The organism is Allofournierella sp. (genome assembly GCF_017889395.1).
GTDB lineage: Bacteria > Bacillota > Clostridia > Oscillospirales > Ruminococcaceae > Allofournierella.
Map to the genome: position 1 here is coordinate 1 of NZ_JAGHKE010000149.1, position 17,775 is coordinate 17,775.

General features: G+C 54.5%; 18 protein-coding genes. All 18 read left to right on the forward strand.

Going from position 1 to position 17,775, the window contains the following annotated elements; translation table 11 throughout:
• Positions 1-580: DUF4368 domain-containing protein (locus J7G73_RS12960; protein WP_291246564.1), on the forward strand; the 580-nt coding region annotated here is incomplete at its 5' end.
• An 87-nt stretch (positions 581-667) separates the two neighbouring features.
• Positions 668-1,534, forward strand: coding sequence for a VirB6/TrbL-like conjugal transfer protein, CD1112 family (locus J7G73_RS12965; protein ID WP_291246565.1), 867 nt, complete (start codon positions 668-670; stop codon positions 1,532-1,534).
• Between the two features lie 15 nt (positions 1,535-1,549).
• The gene (locus J7G73_RS12970) at positions 1,550-1,936 is read left to right on the forward strand and encodes a PrgI family protein (protein ID WP_291246566.1); all 387 of its coding nucleotides are present in this window, start codon (positions 1,550-1,552) and stop codon (positions 1,934-1,936) included.
• Complete coding sequence (locus J7G73_RS12975; RefSeq protein WP_291246567.1) at positions 1,902-4,301, forward strand: VirB4-like conjugal transfer ATPase, CD1110 family; 2,400 nt, start codon at positions 1,902-1,904, stop codon at positions 4,299-4,301. Before J7G73_RS12970 ends, J7G73_RS12975 begins: the two co-directional genes overlap by 35 nt.
• Positions 4,302-4,374: 73 nt before the next feature.
• Positions 4,375-4,590: a hypothetical protein gene (locus J7G73_RS12980; protein ID WP_087184183.1), complete on the forward strand. Its 216-nt coding sequence runs from the start codon at positions 4,375-4,377 to the stop codon at positions 4,588-4,590.
• 82 nt (positions 4,591-4,672) lie between these two features.
• Complete coding sequence (locus J7G73_RS12985; RefSeq protein WP_187014630.1) at positions 4,673-4,996, forward strand: hypothetical protein; 324 nt, start codon at positions 4,673-4,675, stop codon at positions 4,994-4,996.
• Positions 4,989-6,014 carry a DNA cytosine methyltransferase gene (locus tag J7G73_RS12990; RefSeq protein ID WP_291246568.1) on the forward strand — a complete coding sequence of 342 codons (1,026 nt, stop codon included), beginning with the start codon at positions 4,989-4,991 and terminating at the stop codon, positions 6,012-6,014. The genes J7G73_RS12985 and J7G73_RS12990 overlap by 8 nt, the downstream gene beginning before the upstream one ends.
• A 35-nt stretch (positions 6,015-6,049) precedes the next feature.
• On the forward strand, positions 6,050-7,900 hold the full coding sequence (locus J7G73_RS12995) for a C40 family peptidase (RefSeq protein ID WP_367114011.1): 1,851 nt from the start codon (positions 6,050-6,052) through the stop codon (positions 7,898-7,900).
• Positions 7,901-7,915: 15 nt separating this feature from the next.
• A complete protein-coding gene (locus tag J7G73_RS13000; protein WP_291246577.1) occupies positions 7,916-8,656 on the forward strand; it encodes a phosphoadenosine phosphosulfate reductase in 741 nt (246 codons plus the stop codon).
• Positions 8,643-8,933 carry a DUF4315 family protein gene (locus tag J7G73_RS13005; RefSeq protein ID WP_136891411.1) on the forward strand — a complete coding sequence of 97 codons (291 nt, stop codon included), beginning with the start codon at positions 8,643-8,645 and terminating at the stop codon, positions 8,931-8,933. Before J7G73_RS13000 ends, J7G73_RS13005 begins: the two co-directional genes overlap by 14 nt.
• Positions 8,923-9,657 (forward strand): DUF4366 domain-containing protein, encoded by a 735-nt coding sequence (locus J7G73_RS13010; protein WP_291246570.1) that lies wholly within the window; start codon positions 8,923-8,925, stop codon positions 9,655-9,657. The genes J7G73_RS13005 and J7G73_RS13010 overlap by 11 nt, the downstream gene beginning before the upstream one ends.
• On the forward strand, positions 9,654-11,756 hold the full coding sequence (locus J7G73_RS13015) for a DNA topoisomerase 3 (protein WP_291246571.1): 2,103 nt from the start codon (positions 9,654-9,656) through the stop codon (positions 11,754-11,756). The genes J7G73_RS13010 and J7G73_RS13015 overlap by 4 nt, the downstream gene beginning before the upstream one ends.
• On the forward strand, positions 11,743-12,279 hold the full coding sequence (locus tag J7G73_RS13020) for a hypothetical protein (RefSeq protein ID WP_291246572.1): 537 nt from the start codon (positions 11,743-11,745) through the stop codon (positions 12,277-12,279). The genes J7G73_RS13015 and J7G73_RS13020 overlap by 14 nt, the downstream gene beginning before the upstream one ends.
• Positions 12,280-12,291: 12 nt before the next feature.
• Positions 12,292-14,148: an antirestriction protein ArdA gene (locus tag J7G73_RS13025; protein ID WP_291246573.1), complete on the forward strand. Its 1,857-nt coding sequence runs from the start codon at positions 12,292-12,294 to the stop codon at positions 14,146-14,148.
• On the forward strand, positions 14,145-14,321 hold the full coding sequence (locus J7G73_RS13030; RefSeq protein ID WP_291246574.1) for a hypothetical protein: 177 nt from the start codon (positions 14,145-14,147) through the stop codon (positions 14,319-14,321). The genes J7G73_RS13025 and J7G73_RS13030 overlap by 4 nt, the downstream gene beginning before the upstream one ends.
• Before the next feature lie 514 nt (positions 14,322-14,835).
• Positions 14,836-15,792, forward strand: coding sequence for a hypothetical protein (locus J7G73_RS13035; RefSeq protein WP_087184173.1), 957 nt, complete (start codon positions 14,836-14,838; stop codon positions 15,790-15,792).
• Positions 15,793-15,795: 3 nt separating this feature from the next.
• Positions 15,796-16,278: a hypothetical protein gene (locus J7G73_RS13040; protein ID WP_291246575.1), complete on the forward strand. Its 483-nt coding sequence runs from the start codon at positions 15,796-15,798 to the stop codon at positions 16,276-16,278.
• The coding region (locus J7G73_RS13045) for a hypothetical protein (RefSeq protein ID WP_291246576.1) at positions 16,265-17,775 on the forward strand (1,511 nt) is incomplete at its 3' end. The genes J7G73_RS13040 and J7G73_RS13045, both read left to right, overlap by 14 nt.

The following is a 17,775-nucleotide window of genomic DNA, read 5'->3' on the forward strand; positions in this document are numbered from 1 at the left end:
CTGCGGCAGCTACAAGAAGCGCACCCGCGACTGTACGGCGCACTTTATCCGCACCGACCTGTTGACCGCCGGTGTCCTCTCCAATCTCCGGCAAGTGACGGAATATGCCGCCAAGCATGAGAGCCGCTTTGTAAAGCTGCTTATCCAGCAGAATGAAATCGGCGGCAAGAGAAAGACCGCCGCAGCCACCAAGCAGCTTGAACAGGCACAGGAGCGCATTGCCGAAGTGAGCCGCATTATCAAGCGGCTGTATGAGGACAATGTGAACGGCAAAATCAGCGACGAGCGTTTCATGGAACTGTCGGCAGACTATGAGCAGGAGCAGCGGGAACTGAAAGACCGCGCCGCCGCTTTGCAGGCCGAACTGGACAAGTCGCAGGCCGCCACCGTCAACGCGGAAAAGTTTATGGGTATCGTCCGAAAGCACCTTGCCTTTGAGGAACTTACCCCCACCCTCTTGCGGGAAATGATTGAAAAAATCGTCGTGCATGAGTGCAGCTATGACGAGAACGGCACCCGCAGGCAGGACATTGAGATTTATTACAGCTTTGTCGGCAAGATTGACTTGCCCGAAGCCTAACGCCCGACCCTGCTGGGCTGATGGCTCCCCATAACACCCGCGGGAGGTCCCGGTACACGGGGCCTCCCGCAAAGGAGGTGATCCCCGTTGATCTTTGACGCGATACAGGAGTGGTTTCAAGAACTGCTCATTGACGGTATCATTTCAAACCTGACCGGGATGTTTGATACCCTGAACACAAAGGTGGGCGAGATTGCCGGGGAGGTCGGTATGACGCCCGCCGCCTGGAACAGCAGCATCTTCAACATGATTCGCAACCTCTCGGAGACGGTGATCGTCCCCATCGCGGGCATCATCCTCACCTTCGTCATGTGCTACGAGCTGATCCAGCTCATCATCGAGAAGAACAACCTCCACGACTTTGATACCTGGATTTTCTTCAAGTGGATTTTCAAGACCTTCTGCGCGGTGCTGATCGTCACGAACACCTGGAACATCGTCATGGCGGTGTTCGATGTGGCGCAGAATGTGGTCAGCCAGTCGGCGGGGGTCATTATTTCGGATGCAGGTATCGACATCTCCGGCGTGGTGGGCGATCTGGAGACCCAGCTTGCCGACTGGAGCGTGGGTGCCCTGCTGGGGCTGTGGTTCCAGAGCGTGTTTGTGGGGCTGTGTACGCAGATACTTTCCATCTGCATCTTCCTGGTGATCTACGGCAGAATGATTGAGGTGTATTTGGTGACCTCCATCGGTCCCATCCCCTTTGCCACGATGGTCAACCGGGAATGGGGCTCCACGGGGCAGAACTACCTTCGCTCCCTCCTGGCCCTGGGCTTCCAGGCCTTCCTCATTATGATCTGCGTGGGCATCTATGCGGTGCTGGTGGAGGGCATCTCCACATCCGGCGACAACATATCCGCGTCCATCTGGGGGTGCATGGGCTATACGGTCCTGCTGTGCTACACCCTGTTCAAGACTGGCAGCCTTGCAAAATCCCTGTTCGGCGCCCACTAAAGGAGGTGTGAAACATTGGCTTATGTAACGATTCCGAAGGACCTGAGCCGGATACAGAGCAAGGTCCTGTTCGGGCTGACCAAACGACAAGTGATCTGTTTCGGAGCGGCGGCGCTGGTAGGCGTGCCGCTTTTCTTTTTGGCAAAGGCGAGCCTGGGGACCACCACGGCGGCACTGTGCATGATCCTGGTGATGCTGCCCTTTTTCCTGTTCGCCATGTACGAGAAGAACGGGCAGCCGCTTGAAGTGTTCCTGGGCCATCTGATCCAGAACAAATTTATCCGGCCGAAGGTACGCATCTACCAGACCAACAATCTCTATTCCGCCCTGGTGCGGCAATCCCAACTGGAACAGGAGGTGAAGCGGATTGCGAAAAAAGGCAGAAAGACCGGCAAAGCGTAAGCTCACCCGTAACCAGCGCAAGCAGATCGAGGCAGTGATCCGGCAGGCCAAGGGCGACGGGAAAACCCATACGGTGCAGGACAGCATCCCGTTTCAGAATATGTTTCCCGACGGCCTGTGCAGGCTGGAGGGCGGGACCTTTTCCAAGACCATTGCCTTTGAGGATGTGAATTACCGCCTGGCGGGGCCGGAAGATCAGCGAAGCATCTTTGAAAGCCTTTGCGACTTCTACAACGGCTACGATCCCTCCATCGGCGTCCAGGTCACTTTGGACAGCCGCAGCGGAGGCAGCGCCGCCGATGAAATGTTTGGTATCCGCAGACAGGGCAACGACCTGGACCCCATCCGGGACGAGGCGGTGGACATCCTGCGGATGCAGTATAAGCGGGGCAACAACGGCTATGTGAAAACCAAGTATGTGACTCTGACCATCGAGGCGGAGAACCTTCCGGCGGCCAGAGCCCGGTTTTCCCGCATTGAGACCGACACCCTCAACCGCTTTAAGGTCATGGGGGCGGCGGCTCATGTACTGGACGGAAAGGAACGGCTGGAGCTGCTTTACAACATCCTCCACCCGGAGGGCGGGCAGTTCGCCTTTGAATGGGACTGGCTCCCGGCCAGCGGCCTTTCGGTGAAGGACTTCATTTCTCCATCCTCCTTCCACTTCGGAGACACCCGTACCTTCCGCATCGGCAGGCGGTACGGGGCGGTGTCCTTCCTGCAAATCCTGGCGCCGGAGATGCATGACCGTATCCTCACCGACTTCATGGAGGCGGACGGAAATATCATGGTGACCATGCACATCCGGGGCATCAACCAGAACGAGGCCATCAAAATGGTCAAGCGTAAGATCACCGACCTGGACGCCATGAAGATACAGGAGCAGAAACGGGCGGTGCGCAGCGGCTACGATATGGACATACTCCCCAGCGACTTGTCTACTTATGGAGGTGCGGCGAAGGACCTGCTCACCGACCTGCAATCCCGCAACGAGAGAATGTTCAACATGACCTTCTTGGTGCTGCACACGGCGGAGACCCGGCAAAAGCTGGAGATCGCCGTATCCCAGGCGGCCAGCGTCGCCCAGACCTACAACTGCCTTCTGACCCGGCTGGACTTCCAGCAGGAGGATGGGCTGATGTCCTCGTTGCCCCTGGGCCTCAACCGCATCAAGATCGAACGGAGCCTGACCACTTCGGCCCTGGCGGTGTTCGTCCCCTTTGTCACCCAGGAGGTATTCATGGGCGGCGACGCCATGTACTACGGCCTCAACGCCCTCTCCAACAACATGATCCTGCTGGACCGCAAGCAATCTCGTTGTCCCAACGGCCTTGTGTTCGGCACCCCCGGCAGCGGCAAATCCATGAGCTGCAAGCGGGAGATCACCTTTATCATGCTGATGACCCAGGATAATGTCATCATCTGCGACCCGGAGGACGAGTATTCGCCCCTGGTGAAGCGGCTGGGCGGTCAGGTGATCCGGCTATCCCCATCCAGCACCGACTATGTGAATCCCCTTGACATCAACCTCAACTACTCCGAGGAAGAAAACCCGCTGGCGCTGAAATCCGATTTTGTGCTGTCCTTCTGCGAGCTCATCATGGGCAGCAAGACGGGACTGGAGGCTATTGAGAAAACCGTCATTGACCGGGCGGTGCAGATGATCTACCAGCCCTACTTTGCCGACCCTCGGCCGGGGAATATGCCGATTCTGGGCGACCTGATGAACGCCCTGCTGTCCCAGCACATCCCGGAGGCTGACCGGGTGGCCCAGGCATTGGACCTCTATGTGAACGGTTCGCTGAACTTCTTCAACCACCGCACCACCGTGGACATTTCCAACCGCTTGGTCTGCTTCGACATCAAGGGCCTGGGCAAGAACCTGAAAAAGCCGGGGATGCTCATTGTCCAGGATGCGGTGTGGAATACCGTCACCATCAACCGTGCCATTGGCCGGTCTACCTGGTATTTCGTGGACGAGTTCCATCTTCTGCTGAAGGAGGAACAGACCGCGGCATACAGCGCCGAGATTTGGAAACGCTTCCGAAAGTGGGGTGGCATCCCCACCGGGGCGACCCAGAACCCCAAAGACCTGCTTTCCTCCCCGGAGATCGAAAACATTCTGGAAAACAGCGACTTCATCTATATGCTCAACCAGGCGGCGGGCGACCGGAAAATACTGGCGGAGCGACTGAACATTTCGTCGGAGCAGCTTGCCTATGTTACTAACTCCGAGCCGGGCCATGGGCTGCTGTTCTTCAACAATGTCATCTTGCCCTTTGCGGATGACTTTCCAAAGGATACCGAGCTCTACAAACTGCTTACCACCAAACCCAGCGAGGTTGAGAATATCGGACATCAATAATTTATGATGACATCATCACTTTCATATGATAAACTAAAGTAAAACAAATGCACAACGCAAGGAGGTTTATAGAATGGCCAAGTATAGAGTGATGATGCATTATTCGGATGGAACCAGCGAGATGGAAGATGAGATTTTTGAAACTGAAGAAGCCGCAGCAGACCATGGGTCTTATATGTGCGCTTGTACCGAGCAAGGCGCAGAGGATCTCTATGGATCAAATCCGGGCGACTATCCCCTTGAAGATGCCGTCAGCGCTGATTATGAAGTAATCGAGGTTGACGATTAACCATTCGCTTTTTAATACCACAGAAAACCCGCCTCAACCGAGGCGGGTTTTCTTATGCCCAAAATTCAGAAAGGAGCATGAAATGGAACAGGAAAAGCTGTATGTCATTGAGGAAAAGACGTACGAGGCACACATTGACGAGGAAGTGCATCTCTATGGGCTGCTCCATCAGCTTGCCTTCCTTGCCGGGAAGATCAAGGACCGCCGGGACATGGAGAACCTGATCGACACCGCCCGGCGGTACGGCGAGATTGCCGACCAGATGTTTGACCGCTGGAGCATCCCCGGCCGCTACCTGGTGTTTGGCGACAAGGCCGACCTTGCCCGGCTGAAGGCCCTGGAGCTGTGCGAACTGGACGCCTTCTATGTGGACTGCGAGGACGACGAGGACCAGCCCCATGCCTGACCGCCTCACCCATGTCAGTCTCTTTTCCGGTATCGGCGGGCTGGATCTGGCGGCAGAGGCAGCGGGCTTCGAAACGGTCTGTCAATGCGAGTGGGCGGATTATCCCTATTCCATCCTGCAAAAGCATTGGCCAGATGTGCCGAAGTTTCGGGACATCACCACATTCACGAAGGAGGCGTTTTTTGAGAAAACAGGACTTGAAACCATCACCATCCTCTCCGGCGGATTCCCGTGCCAGCCCTTCTCCACCGCCGGAAAGCGGCGGGGCTTTGCGGATGAACGCTACCTGTGGCCGGAGATGTGCCGCGTTATTGCCGAACTGCGGCCCCGTTGGGTGCTTGGGGAAAATGTTGCTGGCTTCATCAACATGGGGCTCGACAAAACGATTTTTGACCTGGCAAAAGCGGGATACGCTGTTCTCCCATTCGTATTTCCGGCTTGCGGCGTCGGCGCATGGCATGAGCGCCAGCGAACTTTTATCGTCGCGGCTGATGTTTCCCACACCCCTTGCCTCCGACAAATCCACGGGGCGGGACGCTGCCAACCTGGATGTGTTCCTGTCGGACAACGGGATATTCCGCAAGCGGAACAAGGATGGGTCAATCTGGAGCCTGTCCCTGTCGGCGGCGGTGTTCTACCTGACCCCGGCGGCGTCGGAGGGTTACCGTTCCACCTTGAAACCGGCGGCCTTCCGGGACAAATCCCCGTCCTCCAACCTGTCGGCCCAGGTGATCCGGCAGGAGCAGCCCCTTTCCGAGAAAGCGGCGCTGAACCCGGACTGGGTGGAATGGCTCATGGGATTCCCCCCGAAATGGACGGACGCATCCTATGGCGTGCCGAGCCCGAAGGAGTCCCCCGCATGACCGAGGATACCGACAACCGGGCGCTGCGGCTGAAAACCCTGGGGAACGCGGTCTGCCCGCCTCAGGCTTATCCCATTTTCCAGTACATCGCCATGATCGAAACCGGGGCCTGTGTCAACATCTGCCCCTATGGAACAGGAGGTGACGCACCTTGAAAGAATGGAAAGCCCCCGAAAAGGAGGCGCAGAAGATGACCCGTGACGGGGCGGTGTCCGTCAATCTGGTCACGGGCGAGACGACCTATCCCTCTGACCAGACGCCGGAGCAGGACTATTCCGCATCCGGCGACACGGCGGGCACCGCCGGAAAAGCGGTAGACCGTGTTGAACTGCACCGAGAACAGGCAGCAGCCAAAAAGAAGCGTCGGAAACAGCGCAGGACCTATCGGGAGGGCGAGGCGGCAGCGGGCCGTCCATCCTCCCGATTGCAGTTTTCCGAGGCTGACCGGGCGGCGCCGGAGCTGCAAGGGGCCATCCGCAAGTCGGACAAGGCGGCGGACCGGCTGGATGCGGCAAAGGCTGCTGTTCCGTCCAAACCGCCATCCCCCCAGCATACCAATCCGCTGTCCCGCCCCATCCAGGAGGCAGGCGCAGCGATCCACGGCAAGGTCCGGGAGGTGGAGCAGGAAAATTCCGGCGTCCAGTCGGGCCACCTGGGAGAACGCGGCATTGAGAAGGCTGTGGGCTACGGAAACCGCCGTGTCCAGAACTGGCGGGCGGAACGCAAGCTGAAACCCTGGCGGGACGCAGCAAAGGCGGAGCAGGCGGCGGTCAAGGCCAATGCGGATTTCTACTATCGGAAAGCCGTGGCGGAGAACCCCCAGCTTGCGTCCAATCCCATCTCCCGCCTGTGGCAGAAACGGAAGCTGCAAAAGCAATATGCGGCGGCATACCGGGCGGCGGGCAAGACCGCCCAAGCTGGGAAAACAGCGGAGGCCACGGCAAAGGCGGCCAAGAAAACCGCCCAGGAGTCCAAGCGCACCGTCCTTTTCCTGAAACGGCATTGGAAGGGCGCTCTGATCGTGGGCGGCATCGGCCTTCTGCTGGTGATGCTGCTGGGCTCCCTGCAATCCTGTTCCTCCATGTTCGGCGGCGGGGTGTCCAATATCATGGCGTCCTCCTATCTGTCCGAGGATGCCGATATGCTGGCGGCGGAAGAAGCCTACTGCGCCAAAGAGGATGAATTGCGGGAGTATCTGGACACCTATGAGGCCACCCACGACTATGACGAGTATCACTTCGACCTGGACGAGATCGAGCATGACCCCTATGTGCTGATCTCCATTCTGTCGGCTCTCCATGATGGGGTGTTCACCATCGACCAGGTACAGGGAGACCTTCAAACCCTCTTTGACAAGCAATACATCCTCACCGAAACTGTGACCACGGAGACCCGGTATCGGACGGAAACAAGGACGGACAGCGAGGGCAACGAGTATGAGGTGGAAGTTCCGTACACCTGGTATATCTGTACCGTGACATTGGAGAACTTCGACCTCTCCCATGTGCCGGTCTACATCATGGGTGAGGAACAGCTTTCCTTGTATGCCACCTATATGTCCACCCTGGGCAACCGCCCCGATCTGTTCCCGTCCTCCGGGTATGTGAACAAGTATATCGAGAACCCGCCCACCGCCTGGGAGATTCCCGCTGAATACCTGACGGACGAGCGGTTCAACACCCTCATTACCGAGGCGGAAAAATACCTGGGCTATCCCTATGTATGGGGCGGCAGCAGTCCCAGCACCTCTTTTGATTGCAGCGGCTTCGTCAGCTATGTGCTGACCAACAGCGGCCTGTGCAATACCGGGCGGCTGGGCGCTCAGGGGCTCTACAACATTTCCACCCCGGTATCCGACCCCCAGCCCGGTGATCTGGTGTTCTTCGTGGGCACCTACGACACCAGCGGCGTATCTCATGTAGGCATCTATGTGGGCGACGGGATGATGCTGCATTGCGGCGACCCCATCCAGTATTCCAACCTGAACACGAGCTACTGGCAGTCCCATTTTTACGCATACGGCAGGCCGCCGTACAACTGATGGAGGTGATAAAGCATCAATATGGTTTCCTATGGGGGCGGCGCCAACAGCACCGCCCTTTTGATTGGGCTGCACCAGCACCGCATCCCGGTGGACCTGATCCTCTTTGCGGATACGGGGGCAGAGCATCCCCACACCTACGCCTATCTGGAGGTGATGGACCGCTGGCTGAAGGACCACGGGATGCCTCCCATTACCAGAGTGTATAAGACCACCCGTGACGGGAAACGGCTGACGCTGGAGGATGAATGTCTGCAAAGTTGCAGCCTTCCGTCCATCGCCTACGGCTTCAAGCGGTGTTCCCTGAAACACAAGATCGGGCCGCAGGAAAAGTTCTGCAACCATTACCCGCCGTGTCAAAAGGCGTGGGCGGCGGGCAAGCGGGTGGTCAAGTTTATCGGCTATGACGCAGGCGAGGGCTACCGCAGCGACAAGGTGCTGCTGGGGGACCTGGCCGACCGAAAATACAGCAAGTGGTATCCCCTGATGGAATGGGGATGGACGCGGGACGATTGCATCCGGCAGATCGAGGCGGCAGGGCTGCCCCAGCCGGGAAAATCGTCCTGTTTTTTCTGCCCCAGCATGAAACCCGACGAGATAACCGCCCTGCGGGAGCAGCATCCCGATTTGTTCCGCCGCGCCCTGGCGTTGGAGGACAATGCCCGGCAAACCCTGAAAACGGTCAAGGGCCTGGGGCGGAACTATTCCTGGAGAGAACGATTTGGAAAGGAGTTTTGCACACATGGCAACGGTTGAGAAGATTCGCAAAGACATCGAAAAGACGAAGGAGAAGATCTCCGCCCAGCAGAAGCGCCTTCGGGAGCTGGAGGCGCAGCTCACCGAGGAAGAAAACCTGGAGATCGTCCGCATGGTCAAGGCGGTGCGCATGGACAACAAGGAACTGACCGCCTTCCTGAAGGCCTACGCCAGCGGCCTTATCACCCTACCCGACGGGATGATGGAGGCGGAGGCGGCGCCGGACCCTGACGACGAGGATATGGAAGGAATGGAGGACGGCGAAGATGAAGCGTAACAGAGTTTTTCGCCTTCTGGCGTCCCTGACGGTGGTGGTCCTGTGCATGACCGCCTTTTCCGTCACCGCCTTTGCGGGCGGCGGGGATGGAGACTATTACACCGGGGAGCCCGCCGAGGCGACGCCGGAACCCACCGAGGAACCCGCCACCGGGGGCATGGAACCGGAGGGCCAGCCCCTTACCCCGGAGGGCAACGCCACGCTGGTGGACGATTATTACGGCGACAAGCAGCTTATCACCGTGACCACGAAAGCGGGCAACTATTTTTACATCCTGATCGACCGGGCCAACGAGGACAAGGAGACCGCCGTTCACTTCTTGAACCAGGTGGATGAAGCCGACTTGATGGCGCTGATGGAAGATGGACAGACGGAGGAAAAGCCCGCGGCTTGTACCTGCACCGAGAAATGCCAGGCTGGTGCGGTGAATACCGCCTGTCCGGTCTGTTCGGTGAATATGAGCGAGTGTGCCGGGAAAGCGCCGGAGGTGGAGCCAGAGCCCGAACCGGAGCCGGAGAAGGAGTCCGGCAGCAGTAGCGGCGCCCTGGTGCTGATCCTGCTGCTGGCGGCCCTGGGCGGCGGCGGAGCCTTCGCCTACATCAAGTTCATCAAGCCCAAGCAGGGCGCAAAGGTCAGCGCCGACCCGGACGATTATGAGTTCGAGGACGAGGAATACGAAAACGAGGACGTTCCTGAACAGGAAGAACAGGAGGACAAGAATTGAGCAAATTGGTGATCTGTGAAAAACCGAGTGTAGCAAAGAGTATCGCATCGGCCCTGGGTGTCACATCCAGGGCCGATGGCTATTTTGAAGGCGGCGGCTGGCTCATTTCCTGGTGCATCGGGCATCTGGTGGGACTGGCGGACGCGGCCGCCTACGATGACCGCTATAAGAAGTGGAGGTATGAGGACCTTCCCATCCTGCCCGCCCCCTTCCGCTATGTGGTGTCCGAGGAAAAGGCTGCCCAGTTCCACATTCTCCGTTCCCTGATGGAGCGCCCCGATGTGACGGAGCTGGTCAACGCCTGCGACGCGGGGCGTGAGGGCGAGCTGATCTTCCGGCTGGTCTATGAGGCCGCCGGATGTTCCAAGCCTTTCTCTCGCCTCTGGATTTCTTCGATGGAGGACGCGGCGATCCGGGAGGGCTTTGCCGGCCTGCGCCCCGGCAAGGACTATGACTCGCTGTATCAATCGGCACTTTGCCGCCAAAAGGCGGACTGGCTTGTTGGTATCAATGCCTCACGGCTCTTTTCGGTGTTGTATCATCGAACGTTAAATATTGGGCGGGTGCAGACGCCCACCCTAGCGATGCTGGCCGACCGGGACAGCAAGATCGTCCTGTTCCGCAAGGAGAAATACCATCATGTGCGGCTGGCGCTGGAGGGAGTCGAGGCGGTTTCTGAAAAAATCCCGGCTATGGAGGATGCCCAGACCATCCGGGGCGCCTGTGACGGGCAGCGGGCCGTGTGTGTATCCCTGGCGCGGGAGAAAAAGACGGAGAAGCCGCCCAAGCTGTATGACCTGACCACCTTGCAGCGGGAGGCCAACCGGGTGTTCGGCTACACGGCCAAGCAAACCCTGGACTACGCCCAATCGCTCTATGAAAAGAAGCTGCTGACCTATCCCCGCACGGACAGCCGGTATCTGACGGGCGACATGGCGGAGACCGCCTCCGTAGTCCTGCATCTGGCAGCACGGGTGACGCCCTTTGACGCCTGCCCGGAGTTTTTCCCCGATGTTCTGGCGCTGGTGAACGACAAGGAGGTATCTGACCACCACGCCCTGATTCCCACCCTGGAGCTGGAAAAGGCGGATGTTCCTGCGCTGCCTGTGGGCGAGCGCAATATCCTTCTGCTGGTCTGCTGCAAGCTGCTGTGTGCAGTGGCGGAGCCTTTCGTGTACGAGGCGGTAACGGCCACCTTTGATTGCGGAGGACATACCTTCACGGCAAAAGGAAAGCAGGTGCTTTCCCAGGGCTGGCGGGCCATCCAGGAGGTGTTCCGTTCCTCCCTGAAGGAGAAGCCGGAGGATGAAGATGCCGAGCATGACCTTCCGGCCTTGGCCGAGGGGCAGGTCTTTGAGCCGGTCACCGCCTCTGTCACCGAGCACTTCACTTCGCCCCCCAAGCCCTACACGGAGGACACCCTTCTGTCGGCCATGGAGAATGCGGGCAAGGAAGATATGCCGGACGAGGCAGAACGCAAGGGCCTGGGCACCCCGGCGACCAGGGCGGCCATCATTGAAAAGCTGGTGTCCGGCGGATTCGTGGAGCGCAAGGGCAAAAACCTGATTCCCACAAAAGCGGGTGTCAACCTGGTCACGGTGCTGCCGGAGCTGCTGACCTCTCCCAAGCTCACAGCGGATTGGGAGCAGCGGTTGAACGAGGTGGCCAAGGGTCAGGCGTCGCCGGAGGACTTCATGGACGGGATCGAGGCAATGGCGGCGGAGCTGGTGCGGAAATACTCCCACATTTCCGAGGATGGGCAAAAGCTGTTCCAGCCGGAGAAAGAGACGGTGGGCCTCTGCCCCCGCTGCGGCAAGCCGGTCTATGAAGGCAAGAAGAATTTCGCCTGTTCGGACCGGGCCTGCCAGTTTGTCATGTGGAAGAATGACCGTTTCTGGACCAGCCGCCGCAAGGAAATGACCCGGAAGATGGCGGCCGACCTTCTGAAAAAAGGCCGCACTTCCGTCAAGGGGATGTGGTCGGAGAAGAAAGGTTCCACCTATGACGCCGTGGTGATCCTGGACGATACCGGCGGCAAGTATGTCAATTTCAAGTTGGAGTTTCCCAAACGAAAGGATGGTGTGCATGGCAAAAAGTAAAACCGAGGTCAACTTCATGGAGCATTTGAAGCCGCTGCTCCCCGCAGGCGGTGACGCAAGCGAACTGGAGGCGGCGGTCCAGGCGCTTGCCGGACTTTCCCCGGAGGACCGTGACCTCCTGGCCGCTGTCCAGGAGTCTCCCTTCCGACTGACCACCCTGGAGCAGTTCCGGGAGTTTCCCGCGAATACCGAGTATTTCATTCTGGAGCCCAACATCAGCAAGGTGGAGGATGTGGGCTGGCGCTATCTGGCGCAGCATTTGGACGTCCTTCTGCCCCCGGAGCTGCTGGACGCCATTGATCCCGTTCCTTTCGGCAACCATGCCATGCGGGAGGAACAGGGGTGCTTCACCAGTAAAGGGTATCTCACCCTTTCCGGCGACGAGTGGGAGCATGAGCGTCCCAGGGAGAGGCAGACGGAGAAAAAGCCCTCCATCAAGGAGCGGCTGGAGCAGAGCTGGAAGGAATGTGCCAACCAGAGCAAGGCGCAGCCCCATCGGGAAAAGTCTGCGCCGGAACTGTAAGGAGGTGTCGTTATGCCCCATTATGACTATGACAAAGATTATCCCTTTGCCGCTTTCATCACCAACCTGGGCAAATATAACGAGGGCGCCCTTGTGGGCGAATGGGTGAAGTTCCCCACTACGGCGGAGGAACTGAAAAAGGTCTTTGAGCGCATCGGGATCGGTGCGAAAGACGACTTTGGGCAGACCTATGAGGAATGGTTCATCACGGACTACGACTGCTATGTGGACGGCCTCTATGACCTGCTGGGCGAGTATGCCAACTTGGACGAGCTGAACTATCTGGCCTCCAAGCTGGATGACATGAGCCAGGACGAATATGAGCGGTTCCAGGCGGCTATGGAGATCGGCGACCACACGGGCAGCATCCAGGAGCTTATCAACCTGACGGAGAACCTGGACTGCTACGATGTTTACCCCGACATCCACGACCACGACGATCTGGGCCGGTATTACATCGAGGAACTGGACGCCATGCAGGTGCCGGAGCATCTGCGCAACTACATCGACTATGAGGCCTACGGGCGGGACATCGCCCTGGAGGAAAGCGGCCAGTTTACCGACCTGGGCTATGTGCGGGATACCGGGGACAGCTTCCATGAGTATTACGATGGTGAGCGCGGCAGCATCCCGGAGGAATACCGGGTGATGACCTTCCAGGACGACATTCCCGAAGAAGAAATTTCGGAATGGGCCATGGACCTTGCCTACGATATGGACGAGTTTTTCCGGCAGCACGACCCGCAGTATGCCGCCGAGCACCCGGAGGAACACGCAGCGAAGGAAGAAATCTACGAAAATCTGATGGCTGGGCGCATCTCCGCCCTGGACGAGAAGCTGGCCGCCCTGGGGCAGACCCAGGAGGACTATCTGCCTTCGGAGATCGAGAAATTCAAGGACGCCACCGGCTATGAGGAATTTCTGGATGTAGACCCCCAGGCGATCCGGGAGGCCATCGAAAACCCGGATCAGTCCCATGTGGACGAGATGCTGTCCTTTGCGGAACAGGCAAACCGGGAGTATGAGGCGGAGTTGTACGGGCAGCAAGCGGCGCCCACCCCGGATGACCGGGAGACCGGCGAGACGGTGCGAACCCCCAGGGGCACCTTCCATGTGACGGATATGAGCCGGGAACAGATGGAGGCGGCCGGATACGGTTTCCACCACGAGTCCGAGGACGGAAAGTATCTCATCATGGCCAACGGCAGCCACGCCTTTGCCATCCCCAACGGAGACGCCCCCGAACATACCGCGCCGGAGAAGCTGACCGTTCTGGTGGTGGAACCCATGAAGGAGCCCTATGTGAAGGAAATCGCCCCCGGCCTCCATGCGCTGCAAGCGGAGGTGGGCGGCGACATTGCCGCCTCCTATCCCTTTGACGATCCGGTGGGGCTGGCGCTGAACGATGAAGGTAAGCTCATCGGTCTGGATCTGAACCGTTCCCTCCGGGACGAGCATGGTGAGATTTACGACATTGTGGCAGGCACCTTCCTGGTGGTGGGCCTGGGGCCGGAGAGCTTCGCATCCCTGCCCCCGGACATGATCCAGAAGTACACCGAGCAATTCAAGCGGCCGGAGCTGTTCGCCAGCATCAACGGGCAGATCGTATCTGTCCCCGTGGAGCCGGAAAACCCGCTGCGCACGGCGGAAATGACCCTGGAGGATGACTACGGCATGATCGACGGGATCATCAACAACGGCCGCCGGGGTGAGGAATTGGAGAAAGCCCAGGCCGAGGCGCGCAGGACCACGCCGGAGAAAAAGCCTTCCATCCGGGAGCGGCTGGAGGACGCGAAACGGGAGTGCGCGGAACGGAAAGGCCCGGACAAGCCTGCCCCGCAGAAGAAACCCCCGGAGCATGACTTATGAGCCGGAGCAAGAAATGGCGTCTGGAATGGGCGTTCTTCCTGGGTGAGAACGGCAGACGCCAGTATAACAAGCTCTGCAAGGGCTGTGTCCATCCCTGCAAGCAGAGTTTCCGGGCAGTGGTGCTGGCCTGTCCGCATTATCTTTCCCGCCGTTCCAAAAAGTGCAGGAATTAGAGTTTAAAATTGGTGATAAAACCACTTGTATCGGCTTTTCCGTGTAGGGGCAGTATGATTTCCCATGTGGGGCGGCAGGGCGTTTCTGCATAGAGAAACCGACAAATTTTTAACCTTTAGGCAAAATGGGAGCGCCACCATCGGATTCGTGATCCGGTGGTGGCGCTCCTTTTATATTATGGAGATTTAGGAATAAACAAGCTTTGAAAAAAAATACAACTCTGTTATAATGAAAATGGTAAGTTATATCCAGCACAACTTTTTCTTTAAATTGATTGAATGTATCCAAAAGGGGGATTTAACATGAAAAGTTCAATTTCCCCTCAAATTGGAGAAAGGTTCTTCCTATATCATCGTGAAGTTGTAGTCACTCAAACATATGTGGTGTTCCAGTTGGTTAAGATTAAGTATTTAGGGGAATCTAACGAATTCTATATAGATTATCACGCATTGACTTCCAAGCCTAGTTATGTAAATTCGATTGAGATAAATAAGCTACGAGGTGAATTATATTATGAGTAGCATAATGCCATTTATTGAAGGCTATATGAATGGGGATGCCTGGGAAGATCTCTGCGTGAGGTGCTATCGTCTAAAATACCAAACACAAAACTATACTGCCATTCCAGCAGTACATGGCGGAGACGCAGGAATTGAAGGCTTTACATGTAATGGAATCGTTCATCAATGTTATTGCCCTGAACGTGAGTATGATGATAAAGAACTCTACGAACATCAAAGAAACAAGTTAACCGCTGACATTGAAAAGTTAATGAATAATAGGGATCGATTAAAAAAGCTAGGTGTGCCCCCTATTGTTGAATGGCATTTTAATATACCTGAGTATAGGGATTCGCGCATCCTTGCTCATGCGCAAATAAAACAGGAAGAAGTATTGGCGGCAAAAAAGAAGTCTCCTAGTTTGTTTGACCATATTTCTGATAATTTCAAAATTTATGTGAAGGTTGCTGAGGATTTTACACCAGAGATTAGCAGAATTATTCGTACAAATCTTACTGATATGAAGCTTAATCTGGCAATTCAGCATCAGGATACAACTGATTGGTCGAAATGTGATTCGCAAAAAGTTGCAAACATCCGTCGGAAGGTCGGAGCCGTGATGAGAGTCAGCGATGACAATCCCGATTTAAATGAAGTAGTTGGTATTTACATCGGCTTCTATATTTCTGGAATGGAAATAATGAATAACTTACAACTTCATTTTCCTGAAATATATGAAGATTTATATCAGCTCGAACAGAGTTACAAAAGAGAAGTTTCGTTAAAAACTCGAATGCATACAAATCGGCAATTAAACCAAAATCTTTTTAATGATATTTTAAATGAATTTCAATCAAAACTAGAAAAAGACTTTTCGCCAATGCTTACGCAAGCGTCAATAGTAGAGCTTAAACAAGATCTTGTCGCGAGCTGGTTGGCTGATTGTTCTATGGAGTTTAGGAGCGAATGACGGATGATGGGTGAATTTCCAGTACAAGCCGATATTGTTTTTAATGCGAAGCCCGATGCGATTCCCTACAATTATCGAATAAGTTATAAAGTTTCTCAGCTGTGTCTTATTATGTACATATGCGGGTGGGGAAATTCTTGTTCTTTAATTAAAATCCATATGATATCTTTTGCTTTATTGTCAAGAGAGAACATGGATAATCTGATTAATTTTTCCGAAAGAAAAAATGAGTCAGTAATTGTAAAATTTGATCCAGCAGTAAACAGAGCACTTACATATGCAATAGCTTATGGTTTTATTATTCAGCAGAAAACCGGCAATTATAAATTAACTGAACAGGGTAAGGGCTTGGCGCAACGAATCAAATTAGCTGGAGACCTAATGGTAACTGAAATTAGTGAACTTACGGATTTGTCCAAAAAACTCACTGAGTCAAGAATTAAAGAGTTAATAGATATTTGGAGGAATACGCATGCTACGGATTAATAGGTTGCGTGTCGAAATTAATACAGTTAATGGCGTGTACGGGATTGATGAATCATTTAATGAAGGCCTAAACTTTGTCGCAAGCAAAGAAAACACTTGTGGAAAAAGTTCAATACTTGCTGCAATCTACTATTGCCTCGGCCTTGAACAAATACTAGGTGGCGTTGCAGGCATTGGTGGTAAGGTAATGACCTCCGCTTTTAAAAATGTGATAGATGATGACGGGACCTCTTGGAATGTTACAGAGTCTGGAGCTTATCTCGAGATTAGCAATGGAACCGAAGTAATTACAATTTATAGAAATATTAAAGCAGAAAACAAAGATAATCGGCTTGTTACTGTATATTTTGGAAAATATGACACAATTGAAAATCCTCAAATTGAGTCTGAGGACTTTTATGTGAATATACAGCATTCAGCTACAAGCAAGCGTGGGTTTCATTCTTTCCTAGAAGAATTTTTACATTTAAACCTTCCCTTAGTGCACACATCAGATGGTAGTGAGCGAAAATTATATTTGCAAATTATATTTTCAGCTATGTTTATTGAGCAAAAACATGGCTGGTCCGATATTTTATCAGGAATGCCTATATTCGGTATTAGAGAATCCAAAAAAAGAGTTGTAGAATACATTTTGGGCCTTGATACTTTGAAAAATGAAAAAGAAAAAGAACTCCTTAACGACGAAAAGGCAGCCATTGAAAATGAATGGAAACACCTTGTTCAAGATATCCAGAAGAAGGCATATACTGAGTCTTGCGATGTCGTCCATGTTCCGCCTTTCCCTTGTGTGCTTTCGGAAAAGGAACTTGAGCGTATGGGTGTTTTAGCAAGTGAAGGTACCACCATAGGCGAAAGAAGCAGGCAACTGGAAGCTCAGTATAATTCATTGCGCCAATTAAATCCACGAGTAACAGATAATTTTGAATCACTTAACAAGGAATTGTCTGAAACCGAATCCGCAATACTCTCTTTCGAAGAAATTGTGAAACAATTAATATACAAGCTATCTGTTATAGATGAAGCAATCCACCGTTTAACTTCAGACATTCAACTTGTTTCTGATGATATAAGAAATAATGAGGATGCAGCTAGATTACAAAAATTTGGATCAGAAGCTAGCAATGGGCAGATTAGTACAAGTATTTGCCCAACTTGTAAGCAACCAATACAGGATAATCTTTTAGAAGCAAACCCGTGTAGCGGTTTTATGAATATTGAAGAAAACATTCGGCATCTTAAAGCTCAAAAAAGTATGTTGGAGTTTTCACTCAATAGCCGTAAAAATTCTCGGGATGCTCTACAGCGCGAAATAAGGGATTACGAAAGCAGGTTACTAACACTCCGCCGATTGGCGCAGACCATTCCCTCAGATTTATTTACATCAACAGCTACCGATGCATCCGAAGCAATAATACTTAAAAAGATAGAAATATCAAAGCAAATAGAACGATTGGGAAATTTGCAAGACGCTTTTATCTCTTTTCGAGATGATCT